This window comes from Roseixanthobacter liquoris, from assembly GCF_043195135.2.
Taxonomy (GTDB): Bacteria; Pseudomonadota; Alphaproteobacteria; order Rhizobiales; family Xanthobacteraceae; genus NCEH01.
The window spans coordinates 4108113-4121979 of sequence record NZ_CM195537.1 but is presented as its reverse complement, the minus strand read 5'-3'; the positions used below and the strand labels follow the sequence as shown (position 1 = coordinate 4121979).

The following is a 13867-nucleotide window of genomic DNA, read 5'->3' as shown; positions in this document are numbered from 1 at the left end:
CAACTTTCCTGCATCCCTTTTCCGGAGCCGGTGGCGCATGGCGTCCTATCAATATGCCTATCACATGCATGGCCTCACCAAGGCCTATCCAGGCGGCAAGAAGGTGCTCGACAATGTGCACCTGTCTTTCTACCCGGACGCCAAGATCGGCGTGCTGGGCGCGAACGGTGCCGGTAAGTCCACCCTGCTGAAGATCATGGCCGGGATGGACAAGGACTTCACCGGCGAGGCGCGGCCGGCGGAAGGCGTGCGCGTGGGCTATCTCGCCCAGGAGCCGCAGCTCGATCCCACCAAGACCGTGCGCGAGAACGTCATGGACGGCGTGGCGAAGCAGAAGGCGATCCTCGATCGCTACAACGAGCTCGCCATGAATTATTCCGACGAGACGGCGGACGAGATGACCCGCCTCCAGGACGAGATCGAAGGCCAGGGCCTGTGGGATCTCGACAGCAAGGTGGACCAGGCGATGGACGCGCTGCGCGTCCCCTCGGACGATGCCGACGTTGCCAAGCTCTCCGGCGGCGAGCGCCGCCGCGTCGCGCTGTGCCGCCTGCTGCTCGAACAGCCGGAACTGCTGCTGCTCGACGAACCGACCAACCATCTGGACGCGGAAACCACCGCCTGGCTGGAAGGCCATCTGCGCACCTATCCGGGTGCGATCCTGATCGTCACCCATGACCGCTACTTCCTCGACAATGTCACCGGGTGGATCCTGGAGCTGGATCGCGGCCGCGGCATCCCCTACGAGGGCAATTATTCCTCCTGGCTCGGCCAGAAGCAGAAGCGCCTGACCCAGGAAGGCCGCGAGGACGAGGCGCGCCAGCGCGCGCTCGCCCGCGAGCAGGAATGGATGGGCACCTCGCCCCGCGCCCGTCAGGCCAAGAGCAAGGCGCGTATCCAGCGCTATGAGGAATTGCTGGAGAAGGCCTCCGAGCGCATGCCCTCGGCCACCCAGATCGTCATCCCCGTGGCCGAGCGCCTGGGCCAGAATGTCATCGCCTTCGACCATCTCAACAAGGCGTTCGGCGACCGCCTGCTGATCGACGATCTCTCCTTCAAGCTGCCGCCGGGCGGCATCGTCGGCGTCATCGGGCCCAACGGCGCGGGCAAGACCACGCTGTTCCGCATGATCACCGGCCAGGAGAAGCCCGACGGCGGCTCGATCACCATCGGCGAGTCGGTGAAGCTCGGCTATGTGGACCAGAGCCGCGACGCGCTGGACGACAAGAAGACCGTCTGGGAGGAAATCTCCGGCGGCAACGAGATCATCTATGTGGGCAAGAAGGAAATTCCTTCGCGCGCCTATTGCGCGGCCTTCAACTTCAAGGGCGGCGACCAGCAGAAGAAGGTCGGCATGCTCTCGGGCGGCGAGCGCAACCGCGTGCATCTCGCCCGCACGCTCCAGCGCGGCGGCAACGTGCTGCTGCTCGACGAACCGACCAACGACCTCGACGTGGAAACCCTGCGGGCGCTGGAAGAGGCGCTGGAAGATTATGCCGGCTGCGCCGTCATCATCTCCCATGATCGCTTCTTCCTGGATCGCATCGCCACCCACATGCTGGCCTTCGAGGGCGACAGCCATGTGGAATGGTTCGAGGGCAATTTCGCGGACTATGAGGAAGACAAGAAGCGGCGCCTCGGCATCGATTCCATCATCCCGAAGCGCATCCACTACAAGAAGTTCGGCCGCTGACCGAAAGGCGGGCGGCGTGCCGCCCGCCTTTCTGCTTTGAAATGCGGAGTGCTGCCATGGCCGAGGATTGGAACGCCCGCCAATATCTCAAGTTCGAGGATGAGCGCACCCGCCCGGCGCGGGATCTCCTGGCCCATGTGCCGCTCGCCGAGGCGGCCTTCGCGGTGGACCTCGGCTGCGGTCCGGGCAATTCCACCGAGCTTGTGGCGCAGCGCTTTCCCGGCGCCGCGGTGCTCGGCATCGACACCTCGCCCGCCATGCTGGAGGCGGCCCGCACGCGCCTGCCGGGCGCGACCTTCACGCTCGGCGATGCCTCCACCTTCACGCTCGACCGGCCGGCGGACCTGATCTTCGCCAATGCGGTGCTGCAATGGGTGCCGGACCATGCGGGGCTGTTTCCGCGCCTGCTGTCCCTGCTGGCGCCCGGCGGCGTGCTGGCGGTGCAGATGCCGGACAATCTCGACCAGCCCTCCCATGCCGCCATGCGCGAGACCGCCCAGGACGGGCCGTGGGCGGGAAAGCTCGCGCAGGCCGCGGGCGCGCGCACCGAGCTGCCGGGGGCGGGGGATTATTACAACCTGCTGATCGCCCGCGCGGCGCAGGTGGATATCTGGCGCACCACCTATTATCACCCGCTGGACGGGCACGGCGCGATCGTGGAATGGCTGAAGTCCACGGGCCTGCGCCCGTTTCTCGATCCCCTGGACGCGGCGGAGCGTGTGGAATTTCTCGCCGCCTATCAGGCGCGCCTTTCGGCCGCCTATCCCCTGCGGGCGGACGGCAAGGCCCTGCTCGCCTTCCCGCGCCTGTTTCTGATCGCCCGGCGCTGACGCACGGTCGCGCCCTCGCCGCAAACGCCCTATAGACTTTGCTTCATCGCTGCCTGAACGGAAAGATGCCCATGTCCGCGCCCCAGAACGAGCCGCTCACCGATTCCGTCAGCTTGCCGAGCGGCGATGTGGTGATGACGCTGGATCGTTCGGTGGCCGTGGTGCTGCTGGATCTGATTTCCCGCATCACCTCGGATCCGGCGGAGCAGGACGCGCGCGACGATCTGGAGCATCCCGCCGAACTCGCCGCCCTCTATGCGGTGCGCGGCGTGCTGGAGAATGCCTTGGGCGAGCCGCTGGCGGACAATTACGAGCAGCAGATCGATGAGGCGCGCACCGCCGTCATCACGCGCATCGAAGCCAACGCCTGAAAATACACCTCTCCCCACGGGGAGAGGTCAACCACGCAGCGAGCGGGTGAGGCGGGCGGGGGCCAAAATCCGCTCTTTCCCCTCACCCCAGCCCTCTCCCCAGCGGGGAGAGGGGGCATCGGTCCTAAAATTCACCAGCTCGGCAGCACAGCGCCCTTGAAGGTGGTGAGGATGAACTCCTTCACCTCCGGTGAGCGATAGCTTTCCACCAGGATCTTCACGAACGGCTTGTCCTTGTCTTGCGTGCGCACGGCGATGACATTGACATAGGGCCCCTTCGGATCTTCGCGCAGGATCGGGTCCTTCACCGGGTCGAGCCCGGCTTCCTTGGCATAATTGGTGTTGATGCCGGCCGCGTCCACATCCGGCAGGGAGCGTGGGAGCTGGGCGGCGTCGATTTCGACGACCTTGAACTTCTTCTTGTTTTCAACGATGTCCGCCACGCTCGGCTTGAAGCCGACGCCGTCGCGCAGCTTGATATAGCCCTTGTCCGCCAGCAGCAGCAGCACGCGCCCGCCATTGGTGGGATCGTTGGGAATGGCGATGGTGGCGCCCGCCGGCAGATCGTCCAGGCTCTTGAACTTCTTGGAATAAATGCCGATGGGGAAGTTCACCGTCTGGCCCACCGAGACGATCTTGTAGCCGCGATCCGCCACCTGATTGTCGAGATAGGGCTGGTGCTGGAACGAATTTGCCTGGAGCTCGCCGGATTCCAGCGCGGTGTTCGGCACCACATAGTCGGAAAATTCGACGATTTTGATGTCCAGGCCCTGCTTGGCGGCGATGGGCTTCACCGCCTCCAGGATCTGGGCGTGGGGACCAGGCGTGACGCCGACGGAAATGGTCTCGGCGAAGGCGGGGGCGTTCGTCAGGACGAACGAGAGGGTGAGCGCGGTCGCGAGCGCGCGGAAGCGGACTTTCATGGTCGGGGACTCCTTGAAGGATGGGATCAATCGCGCCGGTTGCGCTTGTCGAGGCGGCGCGCCAGCAGGTCGCCGAAGCTTTGCACCGCCTGCACCAGGAGGATCAGGACGATCACCACGGCGGCCATCACGTCGGGCATGAAGCGCTGGTAGCCGAAGCGGATGCCGAGGTCGCCGAGGCCGCCGCCGCCCACCGCGCCCACCATGGCCGAATAGCCGAGCAGGCTGACAACCGCCAGGGTGAGGGCAAGGGTGATGGCGGGCAAAGCTTCCGGCAGCAGCACCTTGCCGACGATCTGGAGCGGGCTCGCCCCCATGGCGCGGGCGGCCTCCACCAGGCCCTGGTCCACCTCGCGGATCGCGCCCTCGATCAGCCGGGCGATGAAGGGCGCGGCGGCAACCGTCAGCGGCACGATGGCCGCATTGGTGCCGATGGACGTGCCGGCGATCAGCCGGGTGAAGGGGATGATCGCCACCACCAGGATGATGAAGGGGGTGGAGCGGGCGGCATTCACCACCAGCCCGAGCGCGTGGTTCAGCACCGGCGCGGCGAACAATTCGCCGCTGCGACTGGTGGCCAGGAACACGCCCAAAGGCAGGCCGATGGCGGTGCCGATGAGCCCGGCGACGGCGACCATGTAGAGGGTCTGGCGGGTGGCCTCGATCAGCAGGTCGACGATGGCGGGGGGCAGGATTTCAGGAAACATAGCCAAGCACCTCCACGCCGAGGCCAAGCCCGGTGACGGCGGCCTGCACGGCCGCGACGGTCGCCACATCGCCCGGGACCGACACCACGATGACGCCGAACGGCTCGCCGGCGATGTCGTCCACCTGGGCTTGGATGATGTTCACGTCCACCCCCAGCAGGCGCGAGACGCGCGACAGCACGGGATCGGTGGCATGGGTGCCGGTGAAGACGATGCGCAGCACCGCCTGCGCCTCGCCGACGCGGACCGGCCTCAGGCGATCCGCCACCTGCGCCGGCAGCGCGGCGCCGGTGATGGCGGAAATAAACGCTTTGGTCGTCGCATGGCGGGGGTGCGCGAAGATTTCGAACGTGCGCCCTTCCTCGACGATGCGCCCGCCGTCCAGCACCGCGACCCGGCTCGCCACCGCCTTGATGACCGCCATTTCGTGCGTGATCAGCAGCACGGTGAGCTTGAGTTCGGCATTCACCTTGCGGAGCAAGGCGAGGATCTGGTTCGTGGTCTCCGGGTCGAGGGCGGAGGTGGCTTCGTCGGAGAGCAGGACGCGCGGGCGGGTGGCGAGCGCGCGGGCGATGCCGACCCGCTGCTTCTGCCCGCCGGAAAGTTCGGCGGGATAGCGGTCGCGCTTGTCGGCGAGGCCCACCAGATCCAGCAGCGGTTCCACCCGCGCCTTGATCTCGCGGCGCGAGACGCCGGCGATTTCCAGCGGCAGCGCCACGTTCTCATAGGCGGTGCGGCGCGCCAGCAGGTTGAAATGCTGGAAGATCATGCCGATGGAGCGGCGCGCCTCGCGCAGGCCCTTTTCCGACAAAGCGGTGATGTCGGTGCCGTCCACCACGATGCGCCCGGAGGTCGGGCGCTCCAGCCCGTTCACGAGGCGAATGAGGGTGGACTTGCCGGCGCCCGAACGGCCGATGACGCCGACGATGGCCCCCTCCGGCACGTTCAGGTCCACATCGTCCAGCGCCGCGACGAGCGGCGTGCCCTGGCGCGCGGCATAGCTCTTGCCCACATGCTCGAAGCGGATCACGGGAAGGCGAGGGGGATCTTTCGCGAGCGGATCTTGCGCGAGCGGATCTTGTGCGAGCGGATCTTGCACGGACGTGGGCCTTCCGGAGGGGTCGGCGTCCTGTGCCGATGCGGCAAGAATAGGCAGGATGGCGGTCACGATCATCTCCGGCTTTCGTCGATCATGAACGCGGAAGGCGTTCGTCCTGGCGGTCCGTTACAAGGCCCAGGCAATCGGCGGCTGGAAGGGAATTTCGGGCGGCAAAAGGCGCGGCGGTCAAATCAGGCCGCAATCACATTCGCAGACACAGGCAGCGCATCATGGCCGCACCCATCGTTGGTGTTTCCCTGGCCGCAACATCGTTCGTTTTGGCGAACAAGTCAAGACGCCTGAAATGAATGTGAAATAGATTTTCGCCGGCCCCCTGCGGCGTGGCGGAACGCGCGGGCGCGGCGCGGGCGGGTGCCGGCGGCGTTGTCAAAGCGCGGGGCCGACCACATATTGATCCCAGCGCCGGCCGCGAAACGACCCTTGCGCCCACGAGTTTTGAAAATCATGTCGCCTGCGGAACCCATTCATCTGAGCGAGAAGCAGTTTGCTCAGATCGCCCGCGCCCTGGCGGAACCGCGCCGCTACCAGATGCTGAAGGAGATCGGCGCCGCCGGGGCGAATCTCGCCTGCAGCGCCCTGGCCGAATGCCACGCCGTCAGCGCCGCCACCATCTCCCACCATCTCAAGGAGCTTGAGACCGCCGGCCTCGTGGACATCGTGCGGGAGGGCAAGTTCGCCAGGCTCATTCTGCGCCGCGACGTGCTGGCCGCCTATCTCGAGCAGCTTTCCCGGATCTGATCCCGATCCGAGCCGCCGCGCCGGCGGCGCCGCACCTTCGTGCGGATGCCCCTTGCATCGGCCGAGGGGCTTCCCATCTACGCCCCACATCAATTCGATGTTTATCTAATTATCGAACTGAATTCCGTTAGGAGAGATGAGATGGGCAAGCTTTCAGGCAAGGTCGCGGTCGTCACCGGCGCCTCCAAGGGAATCGGCGCCGCCATCGCGAAAAGCCTTGCGGCGGAGGGCGCGGCGGTGGCCGTCAACTATGCCTCCAGCAAGGAAGGCGCCGACCGCGTGGTCGCGGAGATCACCGCCGCCGGCGGCAAGGCGGTTGCGGTCCAGGGTGATGTGGCGAAGGCCGCCGACGTGGCGCGCCTGTTCGGCGAAGCCAAGGCCGCGCTCGGCGGCGTGGATATCCTGGTGAACAATGCCGGGATCTACAATTTCGCGCCGATCGAGGAGGTGACCGAGGAGCACTTCCACCGCCAGTTCGACACCAATGTGCTCGGCCTGCTGCTGGCGACCCGGGAGGCGGTCAAGCACTTCCCCGCCGCAGGCGGCAGCATCATCAATATTTCCTCGGCGGTCACCACCGTCTCGCTGCCGGGCGCTTCGGTCTACACGGCCACCAAGGGCGCGGTGGATTCCATTACGCGCGTGCTCGCCACCGAGCTCGGCCCGCGCCAGATCCGCGTCAATGCCATCAGCCCCGGCGGGGTGGAGACGGAAGGCACGCGGAGCCTGAACATCACCGGCAGCGAGCTGGAACAGCAGCTGATCGCCAAGACCCCGCTCGGCCGCGGCGGCCGGCCGCAGGATATCGCCACCGTCGCCGCCTTCCTCGCCTCCGCCGATGCGGGCTGGCTCACCGGCGAGATCATCTTCGCTTCGGGCGGCCTGCGCTGAGCGCAGGCATTCCGGCGCAAGCGCGCCTCGGCCGTTTTCCCCTTCCGGCCGGGGCGCGCGATGTCATTCGGCCGCGCGGGGGAAGGGCAGGTGCTTCTGCCCGCTCTGCGCGTCCGGCCCGTGCGCATCGCCCCCGTGACCGGGATGCTCGTCGCGCTTGCCGACGAAGCGCCCGAACAGGCGGCCCATCACATGGCTGAAATCGTCCATCACCGAGAACACCGCCGGCACGAAAACCAGCGATAGCACGGTGGAGGCGATCAGCCCGCCGATCACCGCGATCGCCATGGGCGCGCGGAACGAGCCGCCTTCCCCCAGCGCCAGCGCGGACGGCAGCATGCCCGCCGCCATGGCGATGGTGGTCATGACGATGGGCTGGGCGCGCTTGCGGCCGGATTCGATCAGCGCGGTGGTGCGGTCCATGCCCTTGGCCATGGATTCGATGGCGAAATCCACCAGCAGGATGGCGTTCTTCGTCACGATGCCCATCAGCATCAGGAAGCCGATCACCACCGGCAGCGAGATGGAATTTCCCGTCAGCAGCAAGGCGATGAACGCCCCGCCCACGGACAGCGGCAGCGCCACCAGGATGGTGATCGGCTGCAACACGTCCTGGAACAGCAGCACCAGCACCGCGAGCACCAGCATCACGCCCGCCGCGATGGCGAGCGCGAAGCCGGAGAACACCTCGCCCATGATCTCCGCATCGCCGGATTCCTTCAGGGCGACGCCCTGCGGCAGGCTTTTCGCGGCCGGCAGCGCGCGCACCGCCTCGATGGCGGCGCCGAGCGGGGTTTCTCCCACCAGATCCGCCTCCACCGCCACCCGGCGCGCGCGATCATAGCGGTCGAGCGAGGTCGGGCCCTTGCCGAACCGCACGTCCGCCACCGAGGAGAGCGGCACGGAGACGCCGGGCTTTGAGGTCGGCACCTTCAACGCGTCGAAGGTGGCGAGCTTGGCGCGCGCCTTCTCGTCCATCTGCACGCGGATGTCGATCTGGCGGTCCTTGGCGGAGAATTTGGCGAGGTTCGCGGCGATGTCGCCGATGGTGGCGATGCGCACCGTCTCGGCGATGGTGTCCACCGAGACGCCGAGCTGCGCCGCCTGGTCCAGCTTCGGCACGATGCGGATTTCCGGCCGGTCGAGCGCGGCGCTGGAGACCACGTTGGCGAGGGTGGGCACGTGGTCGCGCACCTCCTTCTCCAGCTTCAGGGCCGCCTGTTCCACCGCCTCGCCGTCATTGCCGGAAAGGATCATGGAAAAGCCGCGCTGCGCCGCCTGCCCGTTGGGGCTCCAGGTGAAGCGCATGTCGGGCAGCGCCGCCAGCTCGTCGTGGAGGCGGGATTCGAAGGTCTTCTGGTCGATGCTGCGCTCGTGGCGCGGCTTGAGGTTGACGACGATCTGCGCCTTGCGCACCTCGCTCGCCATCATCGCCATGCCGCCCTGTCCGCCGGTGCCGGCGGTGGCATAGACGCTCGCCACCTCCGGCTGCTTCAGCAGGTCGGCCGTGATCTTGTCCGCCACCGCCTGGGTTTCCGCGAGCGTGGTGCCCGGCGGCATCTCGATGGAGAGCATGGAGCGCGAGATGTCGTTGGTCGGCAGGAAGCCCGAGGGCAGCAGGGTGGAGAGGAAGATGGTGCCGGCAAATACGCCGAAGCCCATGGCGATGGTCGCGAAGCGATGGCGCACCGACCAGCCCAGCAGGCGCATGTAATGGCGCATGATGAAGCCGTCGCCGGTTTCCCGATGGCCGTGGTCGCGCAGGAAATAGGCCGCCATCAGCGGCGTGATGAGCCGCGCCACCGCGAGCGAGAACAGCACCGCCACCGCGACCGTGATGCCGAACTGCTTGAAATATTGCCCCGCGATGCCGCCCATGAAGGACACCGGCACGAACACCGCGGCGATGGTGAGGGTGGTCGCCACCACCGCGAGGCCGATCTCGTCCGCCGCCTCGATGGCCGCGCGATAGGGGGATTTCCCCTGGCGCATGTGGCGCACGATATTCTCGATCTCGACGATGGCGTCGTCCACCAGGATGCCGGTGACCAGCGTGATGGCGAGCAGGCTCACCGCGTTCAGCGAGAAGCCGAGCGCGTCCATCACCCAGAAGGTGGGCAGGATGGAGAGCGGGATCGCCAGCGTCGTGATGAGCGTGGCGCGCCAGTCCCGCAGGAAGATGAACACCACGATCACCGCGAGGATCGCGCCTTCGATCAGCGTATGCATGGCGGATTGGTAGTCCGCCTTGGTGTAGCGCACCGTGGTGTCGATCATGGTGATGGACACCTCGGGATGGGACGCCATCAGCTTCGCCACCTCGGCCTGGGTGCGGTCATAGACCACCACGTCGGAAAAGCCCTTGGCGCGATAGACGCCGAACGCCACCACCGGCCGCCCGTCGAGGCGCGCGAACACGCGCTGCTCGGCCGCCCCGTCGGTGACCGTGCCGAGGTCCTTCAGCCGCACATAGCGCCCGTTGGACAGCACGATGCGGGTTTCCGCGAGATCGTCCACGCTGGCGGCGCCGGCCAGCGTGCGGATGGACTGTTCCTGCGTGCCGACCTCGCCGCGCCCGCCCGAGACATCCACATTGGTGGCGCGCAATTGGCGCGAGACCTCCGCCGCCGTGATGCCGAGCGACATCAGCCGGTCGGGATCGAGGGCGACGCGGATCTCGCGATCCACGCCCCCTTCGCGCTTCACCTGCGCGACGCCGCGAATGCCCTGGAGCGTGCGGGCCACCGTATCGTCCACGAACCAGGAGAGTTCCTCCGCATTCATGGTGGGCGAGGCCACCGCGAACGTGACGATGGGCAGGCCCTCGATGTCCACCCGCTGGATCAGCGGCTCCTCGATGGCCTGGGGCAGTTCGGTGCGGATCTTGGTGACCGCGTCCCGGGTGTCGTTCACCGCCCGGTCCACCGCCGTTTCCAGATGGAATTCGATGGTGGTGACGGAGGAGCCTTCCGACAGCGAGGACGTGATGTGCTTCACCCCCGAGACGCCGGCGACGGCATTCTCCACCTTCTTGGTGATCTGGGTCTCCAATTCGCTCGGCGCGGCGCCGGGCTGGGAGATGGAGACCATGACGATGGGCACGTCGATGTTCGGCATCTGCGTCACCGGCAGCGAGCGGAAATGCACGATGCCGAGCGCGGTCAGAACCACGAACAGGACCAGGGAAGGGATGGGCTTGCGGATCGCCCAGGCGGAAATATTGAGGGCCATGGCGCTTACTTCGCTCCCGCGGTGCGGTCCGCTTCGACCGCGGTGACGCGGTCGCCTTCGCGCAGGAAGCCGCCCGCGCGCACGACCACCAGATCCTCGGCGCCGACGCCGGAGACGAGTTCGATGCGGCCGTCGCCCTTCAGGCCCGGCTCGACGCGGCGCTCGGCCACGACGCCGTCCTTCACCACCAGCACATAGGCGCCCTTGGCGTCGAACATGACGGCGGACTGCGGCACGGCGAGCCCCTCGCGGCGGGCGATCTCGATCAGGCCGCGGCCATAGGTGCCGGGGCGCAGGCGATCGTCATCGGCAAGCGCGATCTCCACCTTGCCGAGGCGGGTCGCCTTGTCGAGCTGGGCGGAGATGAGGCGCACCGTGCCGGCGAGCGGCGCGGAGAAGCCGGCGGGCGTCACGCTCACGCTCTGCCCCACCTGCATGCGCGGCATGGCGGATTCCGGCACCTCGGCGTCGAGGTCGATGGCGCCGTCGCGGGCGATGCGGAACAGCGGCTCCGACTTGGTGGACAGCACGATGGCGCCGATGCGGGCGTCGCGCGCCAGCACCACGCCTGCGGCGGGGGCCTTCACCTCGGTGCGGGTCAGCTTCAATTCGATTTCGGAGCGCTGCGCCTCCACGAGGCCGGCGTCGGCCTCGCTTGCGGCGAGGGCTTCGCGGGTGGCGGCCACCTGGGCGCTCGCCACCTTCACGGCGCGCTCGCGCTCGTCGAGGGTCTCCTGGGAGACCACGCCGGTCTTGCGCAGCTGGCGCGAGCGCTCGACGGCGGAGGTCGCTTCCGCTTCCTGCGCCAGCATCTGGTCGAGATTGGCGCGCTGCTGCGCGATGGCGGCCTTGGCCTTGGCCCGGTTGGCGGTGTTCTGGGCGAGCTGGGTTTCCAGCACCTCGCGATTGAGCCGTGCCAGCACCTGGCCCTGCTGCACCTTGTCGCCCACCTCGGCGAGGATCTCGGTGAGGCGATAGCCCTCGATTTCCGGGCCCACCTGGATTTCCTCGCGGGCGATCAGGGAGCCGGTCACGAGCAGCGTTTCCGCCATCTCCCGCTTCTCGGGATGGGTGACGCTGACGGTCAGCCCCTTCACCGCCTCGGCGGCCGGCGCCTCGGCGAGTGCCGGAGGAATGAACTGGGGGGCCGCGAGCGCGCTCGCGAACAGGGCGCACATGAGAAGGCGATGCGGCTGCGCGTGGCGCCCAAGGATGTTCAGCGGGGCACTGCGGACGAAGCGGGGCATGGAAGGGTCGGTCTTTCTGTGTCCAGGCGCGGGCGTGTCGGCGATCCGGCGCATCCGCGCCGGCGCATGACGATAGGGAAAATGCGGCAAGCTGATGCTCATGACGGGGGGGATTTCGTTTCCGGCGCCAGCATGCGCCGCACCAGGGTGGCGAAGGCGGGCAGCCGATCCGGCAGATTCCATTGCGGATGCAGCTGATTGTGCAGGATCATCCCGTCGCCCATCACCTTCAGCAGCATCACCAGCGTGTCGGGATCGATCTCCGGGTCGATCTCGCCCCGCGCCATGCCCGAGACCAGCGCGGCGCGCAGCAGCACGTGGCTTTCCCCCTCCACCGGCTCCAGTGCTTCGCGCAGCTTCTCGTTGCGGATCGCCTCGGCCATGATTTCCGGGCCGAGCTTGGCGCAGTCGATGCTGTCCTTGGAGAGCAAGGCGGCGATGCATTCCGTCAGCCCGTCGATCAGGCTCGGCGCCTGGTCGAGGAATTCGAACAGCTTGGCCCGCTCCGCGCTCTCGCCCTCGACGATCGCGCCGATGATGGATTCCTTCGAGGGAAAATAGCGATAGAGCGCGCCCGGGCTCATGCCCGCCTCGGCGCAGATCTTCTGCATGGAGGTGCCGTGAAAACCGTCGCGCGCGAAACATTGGACGGCGGCGGCGAGGATGCGCTTTTGCTGCTCGGAGCGGTGGTCGAGCACGGAAACATCGGGGGCGCCCAGGGCCATGGAACCTCAGGGGGGTGAGAATGAATATTCGCTCTCAGCATGGGGCGGGCGCCGCCTCCGGTCAAGAGCGAATGTTCGTTCTCCTTATCCCGGAAGGAAAATCCGCTTCCTTGCGGCGCCGGGGCCGCTTTCTGAGGCAGTTGCACAGGTCCGCTCCTGCGCCGGCGAAGGGTTAAGGAGGCGGCGCGGGCCGTGCGCGAGGAACCGGGCCGGCGATCAGGCGGGGCGGGTTGCCCGGCTGCTCGGGAATGGATCATATGGGATTCGAGGGGATGGGGCCGCCGGGGAACCCCCGCCCCCGAGACCAACCGGGCCGGTGCCGGACCGAAGAAGTCCCGGAGCGAAGAAGTCCCGGACCGAAGAAAATGGGGGAGTGAAGATGCGTGCGCCGCTGGAGCGTTTTCGAGCGAAGGGGACATCGGTTCGCGTGAGGCCAGCGCGCGGTTTCAAGAAGACGGAGCGTTTTCCCCCGTCCCTGACCCGGGCGGGCGGGCTCGCGTTGTCCGCACTGCTGCTGGCGATCCTGCTCGCCGGCCCGGCTCGCGCGCAGGACAATGCGGTCTCCGCGCCCGGCTGGCAGCCGACCCCCTGGGCCGACAGCGTGTTCCTGGAAAGCCAATTGTTCTTCAGCCTCAACACGCCCGACGGGCGGGGAGTGAGCGAGCAGCAATGGGTGCAGTTCGTCGCCGAAATCGTCGCGCCGCGCTTTCCCGGCGGGCTCACCGTGCTGGAGGCGCAGGGCCTGTCCGCCGGCGCGCCCCCGCCGGTTCCCGCGCCCGCGCCGATGCCGGCCGCCCCGGCCGTCCCGGGCGCGCCGTCTGCGCCGGCCACGGCCTCCCCATCGCCCGCCGGCAACGGCACGCCCGCCGGCATATCGGCCGGCGCCGCTTCCGCCGGGCCGGATCCCGCGCCCGCCGCATCGCTCTCGGCCGCCGCCGCGCTGGCGCTCTCGCGGCCCGGCACGCGCCTGCTGCTGATCGTCCATCCCAACACCCCCGATGCCACCGCCAAGCTCGGCGAGATCAAGGCCGCCTATATCCAGCGGTTCGGCCAGCGGCGGGTGTTCCATGTGGATTTCCCCGTGCGGGTCAATCCCTAGGGCGATCCACATTCAGCGGCGCGGCCGATCGTCGAGGCGCCTGGCGTCGGGTGCGCGCGATTGTCTTTCGTTCATCGGTCGTCAAGGCCGGGCCTGTCCCGGCCCTCCCCGCAGGGGCCGCCGGCGCGGACGCCGAAGCGCCGATGCCGGCGATGCCGCCTGGATGGGGGCAGGCCCGTGCAGGACGATGCTCTGCTGCAACGGCCTCACGCATGAATGTCGATTGGCCCTGGTCCGCACGCGCCGCACCCTTGAGGCGCGCGGCGGCGCACCCTACGTGAGGGGCGACGTT

General features: G+C 67.7%; 12 protein-coding genes. 6 read left to right on the top strand and 6 right to left on the bottom strand.

Going from position 1 to position 13867, the window contains the following annotated elements; genetic code table 11:
- Positions 1-37 precede the first annotated feature (37 nt).
- The 3 genes from ettA to V5F84_RS18540 all read left to right on the top strand — a co-directional run bounded on the left by ettA (position 38) and on the right by V5F84_RS18540 (position 2894).
- Entirely contained in the window at positions 38-1693 is a 1656-nt protein-coding gene (ettA, locus tag V5F84_RS18550) for an energy-dependent translational throttle protein EttA (protein WP_394041599.1), read from the top strand.
- 56 nt (positions 1694-1749) lie between these two features.
- The gene (gene tam / locus V5F84_RS18545; RefSeq protein ID WP_394041598.1) at positions 1750-2523 is read left to right on the top strand and encodes a trans-aconitate 2-methyltransferase; all 774 of its coding nucleotides are present in this window, start codon (positions 1750-1752) and stop codon (positions 2521-2523) included.
- Positions 2524-2594: 71 nt separating this feature from the next.
- A complete protein-coding gene (locus tag V5F84_RS18540; protein ID WP_394041597.1) occupies positions 2595-2894 on the top strand; it encodes a hypothetical protein in 300 nt (99 codons plus the stop codon).
- 131 nt (positions 2895-3025) lie between these two features.
- Here the strand turns inward: V5F84_RS18540 and V5F84_RS18535 are convergent, their stop codons facing one another.
- The 3 genes from V5F84_RS18535 to V5F84_RS18525 are packed head-to-tail and all read right to left on the bottom strand — an operon-like array spanning position 3026 to position 5623.
- Entirely contained in the window at positions 3026-3817 is a 792-nt protein-coding gene (locus V5F84_RS18535; RefSeq protein WP_394041596.1) for a MetQ/NlpA family ABC transporter substrate-binding protein, read from the bottom strand.
- A gap of 26 nt (positions 3818-3843) precedes the next feature.
- Positions 3844-4524: a methionine ABC transporter permease gene (locus V5F84_RS18530; protein WP_394041595.1), complete on the bottom strand. Its 681-nt coding sequence runs from the start codon at positions 4522-4524 to the stop codon at positions 3844-3846.
- Positions 4514-5623 (bottom strand): ATP-binding cassette domain-containing protein, encoded by a 1110-nt coding sequence (locus V5F84_RS18525; protein WP_509277218.1) that lies wholly within the window; start codon positions 5621-5623, stop codon positions 4514-4516. The genes V5F84_RS18530 and V5F84_RS18525 overlap by 11 nt, the downstream gene beginning before the upstream one ends.
- Before the next feature lie 465 nt (positions 5624-6088).
- Here V5F84_RS18525 and V5F84_RS18520 point away from each other — a divergent pair, with 465 nt between their 5' ends.
- Together V5F84_RS18520 and V5F84_RS18515 are read left to right on the top strand one after the other, a co-directional pair.
- Positions 6089-6382 (top strand): ArsR/SmtB family transcription factor, encoded by a 294-nt coding sequence (locus V5F84_RS18520; protein WP_394041593.1) that lies wholly within the window; start codon positions 6089-6091, stop codon positions 6380-6382.
- A gap of 141 nt (positions 6383-6523) precedes the next feature.
- Positions 6524-7273 (top strand): SDR family NAD(P)-dependent oxidoreductase, encoded by a 750-nt coding sequence (locus V5F84_RS18515; RefSeq protein WP_394041592.1) that lies wholly within the window; start codon positions 6524-6526, stop codon positions 7271-7273.
- Between the two features lie 63 nt (positions 7274-7336).
- Here the strand turns inward: V5F84_RS18515 and V5F84_RS18510 are convergent, their stop codons facing one another.
- The 3 genes from V5F84_RS18510 to V5F84_RS18500 all read right to left on the bottom strand — a co-directional run bounded on the left by V5F84_RS18510 (position 7337) and on the right by V5F84_RS18500 (position 12476).
- Complete coding sequence (locus tag V5F84_RS18510; protein ID WP_394041591.1) at positions 7337-10504, bottom strand: efflux RND transporter permease subunit; 3168 nt, start codon at positions 10502-10504, stop codon at positions 7337-7339.
- Between the two features lie 5 nt (positions 10505-10509).
- Positions 10510-11751 (bottom strand): efflux RND transporter periplasmic adaptor subunit, encoded by a 1242-nt coding sequence (locus V5F84_RS18505; RefSeq protein WP_394041590.1) that lies wholly within the window; start codon positions 11749-11751, stop codon positions 10510-10512.
- A gap of 98 nt (positions 11752-11849) precedes the next feature.
- Positions 11850-12476 carry a TetR/AcrR family transcriptional regulator gene (locus V5F84_RS18500; RefSeq protein ID WP_394041589.1) on the bottom strand — a complete coding sequence of 209 codons (627 nt, stop codon included), beginning with the start codon at positions 12474-12476 and terminating at the stop codon, positions 11850-11852.
- A 499-nt stretch (positions 12477-12975) separates the two neighbouring features.
- Here V5F84_RS18500 and V5F84_RS18495 point away from each other — a divergent pair, with 499 nt between their 5' ends.
- On the top strand, positions 12976-13575 hold the full coding sequence (locus V5F84_RS18495; RefSeq protein ID WP_394041588.1) for a DUF3574 domain-containing protein: 600 nt from the start codon (positions 12976-12978) through the stop codon (positions 13573-13575).
- The last annotated feature ends 292 nt before the right edge of the window (positions 13576-13867 follow it).

Coding starts and splice junctions, on each gene's coding strand:
- V5F84_RS18515 (WP_394041592.1), top strand. CDS start 6,524: ATGGGCAAGCTTTCAGGCAAGGTCGCGGTCGTCACCGGCGCCTCCAAG.
- ettA (WP_394041599.1), top strand. CDS start 38: ATGGCGTCCTATCAATATGCCTATCACATGCATGGCCTCACCAAGGCC.
- V5F84_RS18530 (WP_394041595.1), bottom strand. CDS start 4,524: ATGTTTCCTGAAATCCTGCCCCCCGCCATCGTCGACCTGCTGATCGAG.
- V5F84_RS18535 (WP_394041596.1), bottom strand. CDS start 3,817: ATGAAAGTCCGCTTCCGCGCGCTCGCGACCGCGCTCACCCTCTCGTTC.
- V5F84_RS18520 (WP_394041593.1), top strand. CDS start 6,089: ATGTCGCCTGCGGAACCCATTCATCTGAGCGAGAAGCAGTTTGCTCAG.
- V5F84_RS18500 (WP_394041589.1), bottom strand. CDS start 12,476: ATGGCCCTGGGCGCCCCCGATGTTTCCGTGCTCGACCACCGCTCCGAG.
- V5F84_RS18505 (WP_394041590.1), bottom strand. CDS start 11,751: ATGCCCCGCTTCGTCCGCAGTGCCCCGCTGAACATCCTTGGGCGCCAC.
- tam (WP_394041598.1), top strand. CDS start 1,750: ATGGCCGAGGATTGGAACGCCCGCCAATATCTCAAGTTCGAGGATGAG.
- V5F84_RS18510 (WP_394041591.1), bottom strand. CDS start 10,504: ATGGCCCTCAATATTTCCGCCTGGGCGATCCGCAAGCCCATCCCTTCC.
- V5F84_RS18540 (WP_394041597.1), top strand. CDS start 2,595: ATGTCCGCGCCCCAGAACGAGCCGCTCACCGATTCCGTCAGCTTGCCG.